At 74.1% G+C, this 15,910-nt stretch carries 14 protein-coding genes; 7 read left to right on the top strand and 7 right to left on the bottom strand.

Annotation, left to right across the window (positions count from 1 at the left end):
• Nucleotides 1–123 precede the first annotated feature (123 nt).
• A complete protein-coding gene (locus tag ACFVHB_RS33495) occupies nucleotides 124–885 on the top strand; it encodes a GNAT family N-acetyltransferase (protein WP_380329732.1) in 762 nt (253 codons plus the stop codon).
• Nucleotides 886–1,156: 271 nt separating this feature from the next.
• Here ACFVHB_RS33495 and hrpB read toward each other — a convergent pair whose 3' ends face one another.
• On the bottom strand, nucleotides 1,157–3,670 hold the full coding sequence (gene hrpB, locus ACFVHB_RS33490; protein ID WP_380329730.1) for an ATP-dependent helicase HrpB: 2,514 nt from the start codon (nucleotides 3,668–3,670) through the stop codon (nucleotides 1,157–1,159).
• Nucleotides 3,671–3,780: 110 nt separating this feature from the next.
• A complete protein-coding gene (locus ACFVHB_RS33485; protein WP_380329728.1) occupies nucleotides 3,781–4,635 on the bottom strand; it encodes a class I SAM-dependent methyltransferase in 855 nt (284 codons plus the stop codon).
• 410 nt (nucleotides 4,636–5,045) lie between these two features.
• On the opposite strand from ACFVHB_RS33485, the gene rpsA reads away from it, so the two are divergent.
• The gene (rpsA, locus tag ACFVHB_RS33480; RefSeq protein ID WP_380329726.1) at nucleotides 5,046–6,536 is read left to right on the top strand and encodes a 30S ribosomal protein S1; all 1,491 of its coding nucleotides are present in this window, start codon (nucleotides 5,046–5,048) and stop codon (nucleotides 6,534–6,536) included.
• Between the two features lie 251 nt (nucleotides 6,537–6,787).
• The gene (locus ACFVHB_RS33475) at nucleotides 6,788–9,007 is read left to right on the top strand and encodes an MMPL family transporter (RefSeq protein ID WP_380329724.1); all 2,220 of its coding nucleotides are present in this window, start codon (nucleotides 6,788–6,790) and stop codon (nucleotides 9,005–9,007) included.
• A gap of 84 nt (nucleotides 9,008–9,091) precedes the next feature.
• Here ACFVHB_RS33475 and zapE read toward each other — a convergent pair whose 3' ends face one another.
• Together zapE and ACFVHB_RS33465 are read right to left on the bottom strand one after the other, a co-directional pair.
• Entirely contained in the window at nucleotides 9,092–10,156 is a 1,065-nt protein-coding gene (gene zapE, locus ACFVHB_RS33470; protein WP_380329722.1) for a cell division protein ZapE, read from the bottom strand.
• A gap of 91 nt (nucleotides 10,157–10,247) precedes the next feature.
• On the bottom strand, nucleotides 10,248–10,685 hold the full coding sequence (locus tag ACFVHB_RS33465; protein WP_380329720.1) for a MarR family winged helix-turn-helix transcriptional regulator: 438 nt from the start codon (nucleotides 10,683–10,685) through the stop codon (nucleotides 10,248–10,250).
• A 62-nt stretch (nucleotides 10,686–10,747) separates the two neighbouring features.
• On the opposite strand from ACFVHB_RS33465, the gene ACFVHB_RS33460 reads away from it, so the two are divergent.
• The 3 genes from ACFVHB_RS33460 to ACFVHB_RS33450 all read left to right on the top strand — a co-directional run bounded on the left by ACFVHB_RS33460 (nucleotide 10,748) and on the right by ACFVHB_RS33450 (nucleotide 12,658).
• Nucleotides 10,748–11,389: an MBL fold metallo-hydrolase gene (locus ACFVHB_RS33460; RefSeq protein WP_380329718.1), complete on the top strand. Its 642-nt coding sequence runs from the start codon at nucleotides 10,748–10,750 to the stop codon at nucleotides 11,387–11,389.
• A 94-nt stretch (nucleotides 11,390–11,483) separates the two neighbouring features.
• Nucleotides 11,484–12,080, top strand: coding sequence for a dephospho-CoA kinase (coaE, locus tag ACFVHB_RS33455; RefSeq protein ID WP_380329716.1), 597 nt, complete (start codon nucleotides 11,484–11,486; stop codon nucleotides 12,078–12,080).
• A gap of 38 nt (nucleotides 12,081–12,118) precedes the next feature.
• Nucleotides 12,119–12,658, top strand: a complete 540-nt coding sequence (locus ACFVHB_RS33450; RefSeq protein ID WP_380329715.1) for a GNAT family N-acetyltransferase — start codon at nucleotides 12,119–12,121, stop codon at nucleotides 12,656–12,658.
• A 60-nt stretch (nucleotides 12,659–12,718) separates the two neighbouring features.
• Here the strand turns inward: ACFVHB_RS33450 and ACFVHB_RS33445 are convergent, their stop codons facing one another.
• The gene (locus ACFVHB_RS33445) at nucleotides 12,719–13,456 is read right to left on the bottom strand and encodes a hypothetical protein (protein WP_380329713.1); all 738 of its coding nucleotides are present in this window, start codon (nucleotides 13,454–13,456) and stop codon (nucleotides 12,719–12,721) included.
• Between the two features lie 76 nt (nucleotides 13,457–13,532).
• On the opposite strand from ACFVHB_RS33445, the gene ACFVHB_RS33440 reads away from it, so the two are divergent.
• Nucleotides 13,533–14,414: a LysR family transcriptional regulator gene (locus ACFVHB_RS33440; RefSeq protein WP_380329711.1), complete on the top strand. Its 882-nt coding sequence runs from the start codon at nucleotides 13,533–13,535 to the stop codon at nucleotides 14,412–14,414.
• Between the two features lie 25 nt (nucleotides 14,415–14,439).
• Here ACFVHB_RS33440 and ACFVHB_RS33435 read toward each other — a convergent pair whose 3' ends face one another.
• Nucleotides 14,440–14,856 (bottom strand): hypothetical protein, encoded by a 417-nt coding sequence (locus tag ACFVHB_RS33435; protein ID WP_380329709.1) that lies wholly within the window; start codon nucleotides 14,854–14,856, stop codon nucleotides 14,440–14,442.
• A 153-nt stretch (nucleotides 14,857–15,009) separates the two neighbouring features.
• Nucleotides 15,010–15,747 carry a class I SAM-dependent methyltransferase gene (locus ACFVHB_RS33430; RefSeq protein WP_380329707.1) on the bottom strand — a complete coding sequence of 246 codons (738 nt, stop codon included), beginning with the start codon at nucleotides 15,745–15,747 and terminating at the stop codon, nucleotides 15,010–15,012.
• Between the last annotated feature and the right edge of the window lie 163 nt (nucleotides 15,748–15,910).

The raw sequence follows: 15,910 nt of genomic DNA, 5'->3' as shown, positions 1-15,910 counted from the left end.
GGCCCGGGCGCTTCGGCGCCCGGGCCCGCCGCTACGCTCCGCCGGTCCGCCAAGCGGCCCGGCCCGGTGGCTCGCACGGAATTGGCCCAGGTGGTCGGTCAATTCCGTACTAGCGTAGGCACAATGACAACGGGATCCACTTCGACCGAACAGCCCCTGTCCTTGGCCGAGGCGCCGATGCGTCAGGCCCGCAACTCCGCCGCCTTCTGGACCGCCACCGGCCGAAGCCGGGGGCACGAGGTGATCCGGCGCCGCGGATTCGTCGCCGTCGACGGCGACGAGCGAGCGGGTCTGCGGATCCTGATCCAGGAACCCGACCTCGACCCGGGTGAACTGGCCGAGGTGAGCGAGCTGGTACGCGGGGCCGCGGGGGCGGCCAACGTCGAGGACCCGTTCAGCTCGACCGATCTGAGCCACCTGGGCCTGCGCAACTGGCAGATGCCGATCATGCTGCGCCTGCCCGGGCCCGTCGGCGAACCGGCCCTGGACGTGATCCGGGTGCGGCGGTCCGAGGACCTCCAGACGGCCGAGCGGGTCGTGATCGAGGGCTTCGAACTGGACGGATTCGAGCCCTACCGCCCCGGCGAACTCTTCCCGACGGCACTGATCGAACAGCCGGGCGTGGACGTGTTCATCGCCACCGTCGACAGCGTGGCCGCGGGAGCCTGTGTCAGCGTCCTGGCCGACGGCGTCGGCAGCCACTACTGGGTCAGTACGTCGTCGGCGTTCCGGTCGCGCGGCGTGGGCCGGGCCGTCATGCTCGGCGCCCTCGCCCACCTGGCGGACCTGCCGGCCACGCTCACCGCCTCGAAGCTCGGCAGGCCGCTGTACGAGTCGCTGGGCTACACGGTCGCGACGCCCTCGACCTGGTGGGCCTCCTCCTGAGCGACAGCGTGGCGCCGAAGCCGGCCGGTCCGCACCCCCGTGATGCGCCGACCGGGGCTCGTGCCGCGTGGGAAGTCGGTGGGGCCGACTTCCCACGCGCGCGGCCGGCAGCGCTTCCGTCGATGACCGCACGGGGGCGGATGCCTGGCCGCTCGTGACGGCCGTCCGTTTCGGCGAGTTCGGCGACGTCTGACGAATCCCGCACGTGTCCGAGGCCCTGCTCCCGTCGACGGGGAGCGGGGCCTCCCGTGCTCGCTGCCGAACGGGGGCGCTACTTCCGGGCGTTGGTGCGGCGGGTGGGTTCGGCGGTGGTCGGGTCCTCGGGCCAGGGGTGGCGGGGGTAACGGCCGCGGAGGTCGGCGCGGACGGCGTGGTAGCCGTTGCGCCAGAAGCTCTCCAGGTCGCCGGTGACGGCGGCGGGGCGGCCGGCGGGGGAGAGCAGGTGGATGGTCAGCGGGACGCGGCCGCCGGCCAGGGCGGGGGCGGTGGTCCAGCCGAAGAGTTCCTGCAACTTGACGGCCAGGACCGGGCGTTCGGTGCTGTAGTCGACGCGGATCTTCGAGCCGCTGGGGACGGTGATGCGTTCGGGGGCGAGTTCGTCCAGGCGGGCGGCGTCGCCGGTGGACCAGGGGAGGAGGCGTTGCAGGGCGGCGGTGGTGTCGATCCGGGCGAGGTCGGCGCGGCGGCGGGCGCGGGAGAGTTCGGGTTCCAGCCACTCCTCGGCGCGGTCGAGGAGCGCGGCGTCGGAGACGTCCGGCCACGGGTCGCCGATCGCGGTGCGGAGGAAGGCGAGGCGTTCGCGCAGGCCGGGGGTGGGCCAGGTCAGCAGGGTGCTCACGCCCTCGCGGGTGAGGCCTTCGAGGAGGGCGGCCCGGACGAGGGCGGGAGCGGGGCGGTCGAGTGGCTGCTCGGCGAGTTCGATCGCACCGAGGGATTCGACCCGGCGGGAGACGACTTCGGCGCGGCGGGTGTCCCAGTGCACTTCGGCGCGGTCGGTGAGCAGCGGTGCGCCCGCCCGGCGGGCGGTGTCCTCGTCGAGGGCGGCGGCGTGCAGGACGCGCGCGGACGGGGAGCCGGCGGGGCGGTCGGCGACGGCGACGGCCAGCCAGGGCAGGGCGCCGAGGGCGGTGCCGGGGGCGAGTTCGGCGGCGGTGCCGGAGGCCATCAGGTAGGGGCTGCGCTCGCCGGGGGCCGGTCGCTCCACCCGGGCGCGGGCGATCCGCTCGGGGAAGGCCAGGGCGACGACGAGGCCGACCGCGGTGGAGTCGGGGAGGTCGGTGACGGCTTCGGAACCGGTGGCGCGCAGGAGGCGGCGGACTTCCTCGCGCCAGCGGCCCGCGTAGGGGTCGTTGCCCGAACGGACCAGCCGCCACACCGCGCCGAGGTCGTCGCCGAGGGCGCGCGGAGGTTCCTCGGACAGCAGGGCCACCACCTCGGCGGCCCGCCGGGCGCCGACCGCCGGGGCGCCGTCGGCCAGGGCGCGGGCGAGCCGGGGGTGCAGCCCGGTGCGGGCGAGCCGGACGCCGCGCGGGGTGGCCCGTCCGTCGGCGTCGACGGCGCCGAGCGCCCGCAGGGTCTGCCGGGCGGCGGCCATCGCGCCGGCCGGGGGGCGGTCGGGCAGGGTGAGGCCGGTGGCGTCCGGGTCGCCCCAGCAGGCGGCCTGGAGGGTGAACGGGGTGAGGTCGGCGAGAGCGATCTCGGGCGTGGGGTAGCGGGCGGCGAGGGCGTCCTCGGCCTCGGCCCAGCAGCGGTAGACGGTGCCGGGGGCCTCGCGGCCGGCGCGGCCGGCCCGCTGGCGGGCGGCGGCCAGCGAGGCGCGGACGGTGACCAGGCCGGCCAGGCCGCGGGCGTGGTCGGTGCGCGGCTCGCGGGCCAGACCGGCGTCGACCACGATCCGTACTCCCGGCACGGTGAGCGAGGACTCGGCGACGGCGGTGGCGAGTACGACGCGGCGCGCCGTGGAGGCGGCGAGGGCGGCGTCCTGGACGGCCTGCGGGGCCCGGCCGTGCAGTTGGAGCACCTCGGCCGGCACGCCGCCGAGCAGCCCGGCCACCCGGGTGATCTCGCCGACGCCGGGCAGGAAGCAGAGCACGTCCCCGTCCCTCTCGGCGAGCGCCCGCCGGACGGTGGCGGCGACGTGTTCCAGCAGCGCCGGGTCGACCCGGGTGCCGTGGGCGGGCCGGACGGCGCGCGGCGGCGGCGCCCAGACCGTCTCGACGGGGTGGGCGACGCCGTGCGCCTCGACGACGGGGGCGCCGCCGAGCAGCTCGGCCCAGGCCGCGGTGTCGGAGGTGGCCGAGGCGCAGACGATGCCCAGGTCCGGGCGGAGCGCGGCCCGGACGTCCAGCAGGAAGGCGAGCGCGGTGTCGGCGTCGAGGTGACGTTCGTGGCACTCGTCCAGCACGACCACGTCCACGCCGGTCAGCTCCTGGTCGCGCTGGAGCCGCTGCAGCAGTACGCCGGTGGTGACCACCTCGACCACGGTGTCCGGCCCGGCCCTGCGCTCGCCGCGCACGGTGAGGCCGACCTGGGCGCCGACGGTCGAGCCGAGCAGCCAGGCCATCCGCCGGGCCGCGGCGCGCACGGCCAGCCGGCGCGGCTCGGCGACCAGGACGCGGCGCACCGGGCGGCCGTCCCCGAGCAGGCCGGCCAGGGCGAGCGGGACCAGCGTGGTCTTGCCGGTGCCGGGCGGGGCGGCCAGCACGGCGACGCCGTCCGCGTCGAGCGCGCGGTGCAGGGCGGGCAGGGCGGTTCGGACGGGCAGGTCGCGCCAGGCGGGGTTCACCGCAGTAGTGTCCTCCAGCTCCGCGGCGTCCCGCGGCCCCGCCCCCGGCACCCCGTCCCGGCGCCCCCGTCCCGCCCCGCTCGGTTCCGTCCGGCTCGGTCCCGCTCGGCTCAGTCCCGCTCGGCGACGAAGATCGCCGTCCCGGGGATCAGCCGGCCGCGCAGCGGGGACCAGCCGCCCCACTCCTGCTCGTGCCCGGCGGGCCACTCCGGCTCGACCAGGTCGAGCAGCCGGAACCCGGCGCCGACCAGCTCGCGCACCCGGTCCCCGATCGTGCGGTGGTGCTCGACGTAGGTGGCCCGCCCCTGCTCGTCCTGCTCGACGTACGGGGTGCGGTCGAAGTACGAGGCGACGGCGGTCAGGCCCTCGACGCCCGGCTCGTCGGGGAAGGCCCACCGGATCGGGTGGGTCACCGAGAAGACCCAGCGCCCGCCGGGCCGCAGCACCCGGTGGACCTCGCGCATCAGGGCGGCGGTGTCGGCGCTGAACGGCACCGCTCCGTAGGCGGAGCAGGCCAGGTCGAAGGAGCCGTCGGCGAACGGCAGGACGGCCGCGTCGGCCTGGACCACCGGGACCGGCGGGGTGTCGCGGGCGAGGTCGATCCGGAGGGAGTGCTGGAGCTGACGGAAGGAGATGTCCAGGGCCACCGGCCGGGCGCCCTGCCGGGCGAGCCAGCGCGAGCACTGGGCGGCGCCGGCGCCGATCTCCAGCACCGTCCGGCCCTCGACCTCGCCGAGCAGCCGGGCCTCGGCCTCGTCCAGGCCCTCGGGGCACCAGGTGAACCGGTCGTCGCCGAGGAACTCGCCGTGCTCGTCCTGGTACTCGTCGGCGTTGCGGTCCCACCAGTGCCGGCTGGCCCGGCTGCTCTCGCCGGCCTCGGCGTCGCGCCGTACCGCGTCGTCGCCGTCGTCGTCAAGATCGTGGGCGTCGGGGAGGGGGGTGGTGGCCACGGTGATAATGCCCATCGCGTAGGGTGTGGTCTGCGGAAGCGCCGCTGCCGCGACCCGGCCCGTGAGGGCCCGGATCGGGCGGTGGCATCCGGGGAAAGGTCCCTGCGGCCGCCACCGTGAGGTGCGCAATCGGAGGATATGGCCTGATCCATACCGGCCTCCACCGTCTTGCCTCTCTTGGCGTTGACCGTGCCTGGCCGTCCCCGTATGCTACAAGTTGCGCTGCGGGCCTGCGCGCCTCGGACGGAGCAGGTCGCGCTCGCATCTGTCGAAGACCCCACGGTCGCAAGACGGACGCCGGTTCCCGGTACTCGGGAACGGACGGTGCGCCGTGTTCTTGGCTGTCCGGCTTTCGGTGGGAGCGATACGGGCCCTCCGCGTGGCATTACCTACGACTTCATGTCCGTACCGGAGCCCTTTTCCTAATGACGAGCCCCACCGACTCCTCCACCAGCACCACCCCGCAGGTCGCGGTCAACGACATCGGCGACGCGGACGCGTTCCTCGCCGCGATCGACGAGACCATCAAGTACTTCAACGATGGCGACATCGTCGAGGGCGTCATCGTGAAGGTCGACCGTGACGAGGTGCTCCTCGACATCGGTTACAAGACCGAGGGCGTCATCCCGTCCCGTGAGCTCTCGATCAAGCACGACGTTGACCCGCACGAGGTCGTCTCCGTCGGTGACAACATCGAGGCCCTGGTTCTCCAGAAGGAGGACAAGGAGGGTCGTCTCATCCTGTCCAAGAAGCGCGCTCAGTACGAGCGTGCCTGGGGCACGATCGAGAAGATCAAGGAAGAGGACGGCATCGTCACCGGTACCGTCATCGAGGTCGTCAAGGGTGGTCTCATCCTCGACATCGGCCTCCGTGGCTTCCTGCCGGCCTCGCTCGTCGAGATGCGTCGTGTCCGCGACCTCCAGCCCTACGTGGGCAAGGAGCTCGAGGCCAAGATCATCGAGCTGGACAAGAACCGCAACAACGTGGTGCTGTCCCGCCGTGCCTGGCTGGAGCAGACCCAGAGCGAGGTCCGCCAGACCTTCCTCACCACCCTGCAGAAGGGCCAGGTGCGCTCCGGCGTCGTCTCCTCCATCGTCAACTTCGGTGCCTTCGTGGACCTGGGTGGCGTGGACGGTCTGGTGCACGTCTCCGAGCTGTCCTGGAAGCACATCGACCACCCGTCCGAGGTCGTCGAGGTCGGCCAGGAGGTCACCGTCGAGGTTCTCGACGTCGACATGGACCGCGAGCGCGTCTCCCTGTCGCTGAAGGCGACCCAGGAGGACCCGTGGCAGCAGTTCGCCCGTACCCACCAGATCGGCCAGGTCGTTCCGGGTAAGGTCACCAAGCTGGTTCCGTTCGGTGCGTTCGTCCGCGTGGACGAGGGCATCGAGGGTCTGGTCCACATCTCCGAGCTGGCCGAGCGCCACGTCGAGATCCCGGAGCAGGTCGTCCAGGTCGGCGACGAGATCTTCGTCAAGGTCATCGACATCGACCTCGAGCGTCGTCGCATCAGCCTCTCGCTGAAGCAGGCCAACGAGGCCCTCGGTGCCAACCCGGCCGAGGTCGAGTTCGACCCGACCCTGTACGGCATGGCCGCTTCGTACGACGACCAGGGCAACTACATCTACCCGGAGGGCTTCGACCCCGAGGCGAACGACTGGCTGCCCGGCTTCGAGAAGCAGCGTGAGGAGTGGGAGCGCCAGTACGCCGAGGCGCAGGCCCGCTTCGAGCAGCACCAGGCCCAGGTCATCAAGAGCCGTGAGGCCGACGCCGAGGCCGCTGCCGAGGGTGGCGACGCCGTCGCCGCCGCCGCCGGTGGCTCGTACTCCTCCAGCAGCGACGAGGGCTCCGGCGCTCTCGCTTCGGACGAGGCCCTGGCCGCCCTGCGCGAGAAGCTGGCCGGTGGCCAGAGCTGAAGCTCTGACCCCGCTGGTGCGCACAGCGCCCGGCGCGCTGGATAGCGCGTAGCGTCACCGATGAACCCCACTCGGTATTCCGAGTGGGGTTCATTGTTTTTCCCGTTCACTTATTTGTTCCTTATCGGACCAATTTTTGTGATTAGGGGCTCATCGGATCGCTATGGGCGTTTCGGGACCAAGGCCCTACCTTGGGGGGAGTTGCCCGATGGGCCGCTCACCCGGCCCCGAAAGCTAGGCACCCCCCGCACATGCGCCGTAGCACCGCAGTGACCTCCCCCTCCCGCACGTCCGCCGACCCGAAGGTCGACGGACGCCTTGCCGCCATCGGCCGGTTCTGCTTCCGGCACCGGCGCTGGGTGCTGGGCTTCTGGGCGGTCATCCTCGTCATAGGCGTGCTGATCGGCGGGCGGGTCTTCGCCGGCTCGGTGGCCGGCGCCTCCTCGGCCAGCTCCGAGGCCGACCGGGGGAGCGCGGTGGTCACCGCCGCCGACCCGGCCCGCGGCACCGTGACCGCCGTGGTGGACGGCAAACCCGTCGACGACCCGGCCGTCCGGGACGCCGTCACCCGGGCCACCGCCGAGATCGCCGCGCTGCCGGGGGTCTCCTCGGCCACCGACGCCTACGCGCCCGGCCCGGGGGCCGCCGCGCTGCGCTCCGCCGACGGCAACGCGAGCCTGGTCTCCGTCCGGATGGCCGACGGCAGCACCGACGCCCAGACCGCGGCGGTCACCGAGCGGCTCGCGGACATCGAGGCCGACGGCGCCCAGGTGAAGGTCGGCGGCGACCTGGTCCTCCAGGACGAGGTCAAGAAGCAGACCGAGAAGGACACCCGCTTCGGCGAGATCGTCACCCTGCCGCTCACCCTGATCGTCATGGTGCTGGTCTTCGGCGGCCTCGCCGCGGCCAGCCTGCCGGTGATCGGCGCCGTCGCCTCGGTCGGCGGCGCGCTGCTGGCCATGTTCGGCTTCAGCAAGATCATGGACATCGACACCAGCGTGCTGCCGATCGCCACCGTGCTCGGGCTCGGCCTCTCGATCGACTACGCGCTGCTCATGGTGAACCGTTTCCGCGAGGAACGCGGCCACGGCGCGGGCATCGCCGCGGCCGTCGAACGGACCGCCGCCACCGCCGGCCGGACGGTCGCCTTCTCCGGGCTGACCGTCGCCGTCGCGCTCTCCGGCCTCTTCGTCTTCACCAGCCCCGTCCTCGGCGCGGTGGCCGCCGCCGGGGTCAGCGTGGTGGTCATCGCCGTCGCCGCCGCGATCACCCTCGTACCCGCCCTGCTCGGCTTCGCCGGCAACCGGATCAAGACCCCCACCGCGCCCGTCCCCGACGAGGGCTTCTTCAGCCGCACCGTCCGCCGGGTGCGCAAGCGCGCGGTGCCCGTCGCGCTCGCCTGCGTCGCCCTGCTGATGGCCGCCGGCGCGCCGTTCCTGCACGCCGACATGCGCAGCTCGGGCGCCGCCGTGCTGCCCGCCACCTCGGCCGGCCGACAGGTCGCCGACACCATCGACCAGCGCTTCCCGCAGGCCTCGGCGGCCCCGATCACCGTGGTGGTCGAGGGCGGCGCCGCCGTCGCCCAGGCGTACGCGGACGAGGTGGTCGCCAAGCTCCCCGGCGTCAGCGGCGTCCGGGCGGTGACCCCGGTGAGCGACACGGTCTCCACCGTCGACGTGCTGGTGCACGGCGACCCGCAGGGCGGGCAGGCCAAGCAGGTGGTGAAGGAGCTGCGGGCCGACCGCGGCGGGCTCACCACCCATGTCACCGGCGGCGCGGCCTCGGTGGTCGACTTCCAGCACGAGCTGCTCACCAGGGGCCCGATCGCCCTCGGCCTGGTCGCGCTCGGCACGCTGGTGCTGCTCTTCCTGATGACCGGCTCGGTGGTGATGCCGGTCAAGGCCCTGCTGATGAACCTGCTCTCGCTGGGCGCCTCGCTCGGCGCGCTCACCCTGGTCTTCCAGGACGGGTGGTTCAGCGGACTGCTCGGCTTCAGCCCCGCGGGCGGGCTGGAGACCTTCATCCCGGTGCTGGTCTTCGCGTTCGCGTTCGGGCTGTCGATGGACTACGAGGTCTTCCTGCTCGCCCGGATCAAGGAGCTGCGCGACCGGGGCCACGGCAACGCCCGGTCGGTGGAGCTGGGCGTCCAGCGCAGCGGGAAGATCATCACCTCGGCGGCGCTGCTGATGGTGATCGTCTTCGCCGGGTTCGCGCTCGGCGACATGCTGATGGTCAAGCAGATGGGCATCGCGCTGGCCGTCGCCGTGGCCGTCGACGCCACGCTGGTCCGCTGTCTGCTCGTGCCGGCCACGATGAGCTTCTTCAACGAGTTCAACTGGTGGGCCCCCGCCCCGCTGCGCCGCCTGCACAACCGCTTCGGCCTGAGCGAGCACGTCGAGCTCCCGGCGATCGAGCCGGCCGTCCTGCCGGCGCAGCGCCCGGCGAAGGACCTGGTGGCCGCGGCTTCCTAGGGTCGTGCGGACGTCACGCGTCGCCCCGGCGGGATTCCGCCGGGGCGACGCGTCGTCCGTCCGGTCGCGGTCGGCCGGCTTGGGTCACCCGGTTTCGGGTCCGCGCAGCAGGGCGAGGCGGCTGGCGGTGCGGTCGAGGTCGCGCAGCAGGGGCGCCTCCGGGGAGAGGCCGGCCATCGGGTCGGTGCCGATCAGGAGCAGCCGGACGTCGCGGTCGCAGCAGACGTCGACCAGGTTGGCGAAGCGTTGCCGGGCCTCGGGGGACGCCCCGGTGAGCGGCGGGACGCCGTCGAGGACGAGGGTGGGGAAGCGCTCGGCGAGCGCCAGGTAGTCGGGCACGGCGGTGCGGCCCTCGCACAGCTCTTCGAAGCCGAACCAGACCAAGCCGTCACGGACCGCCCGGGCCGGCAGCTCGCGGTGGTGGGCGGCGACCGGGCCGGCCTCGCCGGGCCCGGGCGGGACGAGTCCGGCCGCGGCCTCCCCGCCCGGGTCCAGCCGGGCGCCCTGCGCGAACCGGGGCCTGTGGCCGGGCCGGGAGCGCCGGCGGAAGTCCTCCGGCCCGGAGACGTCGAGGACGTCCATCCGCTCCTCGATCAGCCGGATCGTCGGCTCGAAGAGGTGGTGGTACAGCGGGTTCGGCATCAACCCGGCCGGCGGGTAGTTGGAGGTGGTCACGAGGGTGATCCGGCGCTCCAGCAGGGTGTGGAAGAGCCGGGCGACCAGCATCGCGTCGCCGGCGTCGTGGGCGTGGAACTCGTCGAAGACCAGGACCCGGCAGTCACCGCGCAGCTCGTCCACGGCCCGGTCCACCGCCGCGCCGCCCTGGTGGTCGTCGGCGTGCCGGGCGACGCCTCCGTGCAGCCGGCGGAAGAAGTCGTGGAAGTGCAGACGCCGCTTGCGCGGGGTGGGGAGGCCGTCGAGGAAGGTGTCCACCAGCCAGCTCTTGCCCCGGCCGACCGGGCCCCACAGATAGAGGTGACGCGGCGGGCGCCGTAGTCGCCAGGCCGGGTGCGCCAGCTCCCCGGCGAGCCGGCTCAGCCGCTCGACCGGGGCCTCCTGGGCCGGGTCCAGCGTGAATCCCCGGTCCGCGGCGGCGCGCAAGAAGTGCGCGCGCATCGCCTCGTACTCTCTCCCCACCCGGTTTGTCATGGCTCGGAAGTCTAGGGGTCACCGTGGATTCCATGATCACCGGGCCGGGGGAGGGGGCCAGCCGGCCGGGGTCGCGGCCGGGCGGGGGTGGTCAGGCCAGGCGGCGGAGCAGGGTGACGGCGGTGCGCAGGGTCTCCCGGTCCTCGGGGGTGAGGTGGGCCTCGATGGCGGTGGCGATCCGCGCCTCGCGGCGGGCGCGCTGCTCGTACAGGGCGGTGCGGCCCTCCTCGGTGGCGGTGACCAGCAGTTTGCGGCGGTCGGTGGCGTGCGGTTGCTGGGTGACCAGGCCGGCCTCGGTGAGCAGGGCGACCGTGCGGGCCATCGACTGGTGCCGGACGCGCTGCCGGGCGGCCAGTTCGGCGACGGTGTACGCGCGGTCGTCGCGGACCAGCAGGCCGAGGACGCCGGCCTGGTTCTGCGGCAGCTCGTCGCCGGGGCGCAGGGCGCGGACCAGCTCGCCGATGGCGCTGCGCAGGTCGGCGGCGAGTTCGAGGGTCTCGGGGTGCGGGTTGTTCAGCGGGCTGTTCACAGGAGAATCCTACCGGCGAGATGTGCAGCGAAACTGTGCAGTCTTGCTGTATGTTTTTCCCCGTGCGAATCACCAAATACGGACACGCCTGCGTACGCCTGGAGCACGACGGCACCACCGTCGTCGTCGACCCGGGGATGTTCACCGACCCCGCCGCCCTCGCCGGCGCGGACGCGGTGCTGATCACCCACGAGCACGTCGACCACTTCGAGGAGGCCCGGCTGCGCGAGGCCCTCGCGGCCGACCCGGCGCTGCGGGTGTGGACCAACAGCGCGGTCGCCGCCCGGCTGGACGGGGTGGCCCAGCGGGTGACGGCGGTCGGCGAGGGCGACGCCTTCGAGGTGGGCGGCATCGGGGTGTCGGTGCACGGCGAGTGGCACGCCGTGATCCACCCGGAGATCCCGCGGGTGAAGAACGTCGGCTTCCTCTTCGACGGCCGGCTCTTCCACCCCGGCGACGCGCTGACCGTGCCGCCGCACCCGGTGGAGACGCTGCTGCTGCCGATCGCCGGGCCGTGGACCAAGGTCTCCGAGTTGATCGACTACGTCCGGGAGGCCGGCCCGCGGCAGGCGGTGCCGGTGCACGACGCGGTGCTCAGCCCGGCCGGGCTGGCGGTGCACACCCGGCTGGTCGGCCCGGGCGGCCCCGGGACGGGGGCGGAGCTGCGGACCCTGGGGGAGGGCGAGGGCCTCGACCTGGGCTGACGGGGAACGCGCGGGCCGTCGGGGGCAGGGGTGGAGGCGGAGGCGGGGCCGGCCGCGGGCTGACGCGGGCGGGCGGCGCCGGTAGCCTGACGCCATGCTGAAGATCGGACTGACGGGCGGCATCGGCGCCGGCAAGAGCGAGGTGTCGCGGCTGCTCGCCGCCCACGGCGCGGTGATCGTGGACTCGGACGTGATCGCCCGCGAGGTGGTCGCCCCGGGGACGGACGGGCTGAAGGCCGTGGTCGCCGAGTTCGGTCCGCAGGTGCTCCGGACGGACGGCTCGCTGGACCGCCCGGCGCTCGGCGCGATCGTCTTCGCCGACCCCGAGCGGCTCCGGGCGCTGAACGCGATCGTCCACCCGCTGGTCCGGGCCCGCTCCGCCGAGCTGGAGGACGCGGCCGCCCCGGACGCGGTCGTGGTGCACGACGTCCCGCTGCTCGCCGAGAACGGGTTGGCACCGCTGTACGACCTGGTGGTGGTGGTCGACGCCGAGGACGACGTGCGGATCGACCGGCTGGTCCGGCTGCGCGGCATGGCCGAGGACGAGGCCCGCGCCCGGATGGCCGCCCAGGCCACCCGGGCCGACCGGCTCGCGATCGCCGACGTGGTGATCGACAACAGCGGCCCGCTGGAGCGGCTCGTACCCCGGGTCGCCGAGGTCTGGGAGCAGCTGAAGAGCCGTCAGGTCTGATCTGGTCAGATACCGGGTGCAGCGGTGATCATGGGGGGATGGCCGATCACATAGCTTCCGAACCCCCCGCCGTGGTGCCCCTCGCCGACTACGGCCCGGCCGACATCGAGGAGATCTTCGGCGTCGGCGACGACCACTTCGGTGTCGCGCACACCGGTCTCAGCTGGTTGCCGAAGGACATCCACTTCGGCGTCCGCGACGGGGACGGCCGCCTGATCGCCCACTCCGGCCTGCTCCGGCTGCCGTTCACGGTCGGCGGCGTGGACCTGGAGGTGATGGGCGTCGGCGGGGTGGCCGTCGCCCCGGACGTCCGCGGCCGCGGCCTGGCGCGCGCGGTGGTCGGCGCGGCGCTGGACCACGCACGGACGCTCGGCCCGCGGTTCGCGCTGCTGTTCTGCCGACCGCAGCTGGTCGGCCTCTACCGGCGGCTCGGTTTCCGGGAGCTGGCGGTGGACGTCCACGTGGAACAGCCCGAGGGGCGGGTCGTGGTCATGCCGCTGCGCACGATGTGGACGCCGCTGCACGACGGCGCCTCGTGGCCGGAAGGGCCGGTGCGGCTGCGCTCGCTGCCGATGTGAGCCGGGCGGGCCGCGGCGGCCGGGCCTCGCCGCGCAAGACCGGCGGCCCGGCCCCGGCGGTCAGGCTCCGGCGGCCACGGGAGCCTGCCGGGCGGTCGCGTACTCGACCGCCGCCGCGGCGAGGGCGCGGATGACGGGGTGGACGCGGGTGCCGTCCCCGGCCAGCTCGGGCTGGAACAGCGAGGCGAGGAAGAAGGGGTGCCCCGGGAGTTCGAGCACCCGCAGGTCGCCCGCGTCGTCCGCGCCGCTGAACCGCAGGCCGCCCTCGCGCAGCCGGTCCAGGTACGCGGAGTTCAGCCCGTACGCGCAGTGGTACCGCTCCTGCGTGCGGGTCGTCCCGAGGACGCGCTCGGCGAGCGTGCCCGGCGCGATCTCCACCGCGCCCTCGTGCCCCACCAGCGAGCAGCTGAGCGGCACGATCACCAGGTCGTCCTCCTCGGGCTGGTTCTCGCCGTGCGCGGCGCCGTCGATGCCGCAGACGTTGCGCGCGTACTCCACCACCGCGTGCTGGAAGCCGGCGCAGGTGCCGAGGAACGGGATGCCGCGCTCGCGGGCCGTCCGGACGGCGGCCAGCGCGCCCGCCTCGCTGCGGTACGGGCTGCCGGGGAGCAGCCAGATCGCGTCGAAGCCGTCGAGGACGCCGGGCGTCTCCGCGTCCTCGGTGGGGATCCAGTAGGCGTCCAGCACGAGCTGGTCGCGGGTGGCGAGCGCGTCGAGCAGACCGGGGATGCGGGCGTGCGAGCGGACGGCGGGAGAGCGGTCGCCGACGAGGGCGATGCGGGGGGTCTGGTAGGTCATGCGGCTATCCTGGCCCCGCGCTGGGCATCAGCGCCAACGATGATTTCTGACTCGTCGATCAGAGGTTCTGATAACCGTGGATCCGCAGCAGCTGCGCACCTTCGTCACCGTGGTCCGGCTAGGCTCCTTCTCCGAGGCGGCCCGCGAGCTCGGCTACACCCAGTCCGCCGTCTCGCAGCAGATCGCGGCGCTGGAGGCGGACCTCGGTACGAGCCTGCTGGTCCGCCGGCCGGTCGGCCCGACCGAGGCCGGCGCGCGCCTGCTGGAGCACGCCGGCCCGCTGCTGGTGCGACTGGACGCGGCGCGCGCGGACGTCGCCCGCCTGGCCGGTGCCCCGAGCGCCCGTCTGCTGCTCGGCGCCACCCCGCTGGCGGTCGGTGCGGAACTCGGGCGCGTGCTCGCCGAGGTGCGCCGGGAGTACCCGCGGGTGGAGCTCGTGGTCCGGGTGGTGGCGCAGGAGGTGCTGCCCGCCCTGGTCGCCACCGGTGAGGTGGACCTCGCCCTGATCGACGGCCTCGCCGCCCCCAGCGACCCGCTGCCGCTCCCGGACGTCGGCCCGCTCGGCACGGTCGCGGTGGGCGAGCAGCCGCTCGCCGTCGCCCTCCCGGCCGGCCACCCGCTGGCCGGCCACCGCGGACTGGCCCTGGCCGACCTCTCCGCCGCCCGCTGGCTGGACGCCCCCGACCTCGCCCCCACCGCCGCCCGGCTGCGCGCGGCCACCGGGGTCGACGGCTTCCGGCCCGCCGCCCGCTACCTGGGCACCGACGTCCGGGGGCTGCTCGCGCTGGTCGCGGCCGGCCACGGGCTGGCGGTGCTGCCCGCGACGGCGCTCGACGGCGCGGCGGGCGTCGCGGCGGTCCCGGTCCGGGAGCCGCGGCTGGTCCACCGCACGGAGCTGGTGCACGGCAGCCTCCCGGAGGGGCCGGCGGCGCTGCTGGCGCGGCTGCTGGCCGGCTGACGACCGGCCGGCCGGCGGGCGGGCCTCAGCCGACGATCTCGGCGCCCGCGCAGCACGGGCCGTCGAGCTGGTAGCAGAGGAAGCGCAGGCACCCGAGGCAGACCTCGATGTTCTCCAGCCGCCAGGTGTCGCCGTGGCAGGCGCAGACGACCCGCTGTCGCAGCATCAGGTCCCAGCCGAAGCGGCCGCCGAGGGCGTCGTAGGCGTGCTTCAGGTAGGACAGGGTCGGTTCGCCGAACGTCTCGCCCCGGTCCACCCCGGCCACCTGCCAGCAGCGGAGGGCGAAGAAGGCCCGCCCGTCCACCAGCCCGGCCGTGCCACGGCCCCCGTCCACCCAGGCGCGGGCCGCCGCGGCGACCCGCTCGGGGAACGGCAGGGCGGGGTCGAGGAGGAGGGAATTGCCGGTGGGCGCGACGGGGTTCGGTATCTGTTCGATCGTCATGGCGGCCCCCTTTCGTGGATCACGCTAGGGCATCACCGCGAGTGGAAGCAGCGGGGCGGTGGCGCCGCGTGATCAGCCGCGCCCGCCGGGACGCCCCGGACCAGGGCCATGACGGTGCCGTCCTTGAGGTGGGGCTTGGGAGGGTGCCGGGCATCAGTCGGCGGCGGTGGGGCGCCGGAAGAGGGCGGTGAGCAGCACCGGGATGCCGAACAGTGGCGACTCGGCGGGCTGCGGCTCCATCGGGCGGAGCTCGACCTCGGTGAAGTCCGAGAAGAGGTGGCGCAGTTCGTCCGGGCTGTAGGCGAGCCCGCCGTCCAGCCGGCCGTTGCGGTACAGCTCCTCGTCCGGGAGTTCGGAGCCCATCCGGCCGGCGGCGAAGGCGTTCACCACGAAGTGGCCGCCGGGCGCCAGCACGCGGTCCAGCAGGGCGAGGTAGCTGACCCGGCGGTGCGGCGGCAGGTGGTGCAGACAGCCCGAGTCGTACACCAGGTCGTACTGCGCGTGCGGGAGTTCGACGTCGAAGATGTTGCCGCAGTGGAACCGGACGTCGGCGCCTGCCTCCTTGGCCCGCTCCTCGGCCCAGGCGACGGCCGTGGGGGAGAGGTCGACGGCGTCGACGTCGAAGCCGAGCGAGGCGAGGTGGATGGCGTTGCGGCCGGGGCCCGACCCGAGGTCGAGGACGCGGCCGGGAGCGGCGAGCAGGCCGCGATCGAGGTAGGAGACGAGGTTCTCGTCGGGCTTGGGGACGAAGAAGGGGCGGTCGGCGGTGCGGTCGGAGTAGAAGGTGTCCCACCAGCCGGAGGCGTCGGCCGTCCAGCGGTCGGCCTCGGGGAGGAAGAGCCGGTCCAGCAGGCGCAGGACGTCTTCGGTGGTACGGATGTCGCGATGCATTCACAGCCCCCTTGCACGGGCGGACGCGTGGTTGTCCGCTGCTGTGAATTTTAGTGAGTGGGGAGGGGGAAATCCCTGGTCAGGGGTGGTGGTGGGGGTGCCTGTGGAGGGCCGAGAAGCCGCTCCTGCGCGGCGCCGGATCCGTCTCCTCGGGGGCACCCCG

The organism is Kitasatospora sp. NPDC127111 (assembly GCF_042677465.1).
Lineage (GTDB): Bacteria > Actinomycetota > Actinomycetes > Streptomycetales > Streptomycetaceae > Kitasatospora.
Note: the sequence above shows the minus strand (reverse complement) of the source record. Positions and strands in the feature narration are given on the sequence as shown.

Bases quoted from the DNA above. Each gene is read 5' to 3' on its own strand.
- zapE (WP_380329722.1), bottom strand. From the start codon at position 10,156: ATGACAAACCGGGTGGGGAGAGAGTACGAGGCGATGCGCGCGCACTTC.
- rpsA (WP_380329726.1), top strand. From the start codon at position 5,046: ATGACGAGCCCCACCGACTCCTCCACCAGCACCACCCCGCAGGTCGCG.
- ACFVHB_RS33495 (WP_380329732.1), top strand. From the start codon at position 124: ATGACAACGGGATCCACTTCGACCGAACAGCCCCTGTCCTTGGCCGAG.
- ACFVHB_RS33450 (WP_380329715.1), top strand. From the start codon at position 12,119: ATGGCCGATCACATAGCTTCCGAACCCCCCGCCGTGGTGCCCCTCGCC.
- ACFVHB_RS33475 (WP_380329724.1), top strand. From the start codon at position 6,788: ATGCGCCGTAGCACCGCAGTGACCTCCCCCTCCCGCACGTCCGCCGAC.
- ACFVHB_RS33445 (WP_380329713.1), bottom strand. From the start codon at position 13,456: ATGACCTACCAGACCCCCCGCATCGCCCTCGTCGGCGACCGCTCTCCC.
- ACFVHB_RS33435 (WP_380329709.1), bottom strand. From the start codon at position 14,856: ATGACGATCGAACAGATACCGAACCCCGTCGCGCCCACCGGCAATTCC.
- ACFVHB_RS33430 (WP_380329707.1), bottom strand. From the start codon at position 15,747: ATGCATCGCGACATCCGTACCACCGAAGACGTCCTGCGCCTGCTGGAC.
- ACFVHB_RS33485 (WP_380329728.1), bottom strand. From the start codon at position 4,635: ATGGGCATTATCACCGTGGCCACCACCCCCCTCCCCGACGCCCACGAT.
- coaE (WP_380329716.1), top strand. From the start codon at position 11,484: ATGCTGAAGATCGGACTGACGGGCGGCATCGGCGCCGGCAAGAGCGAG.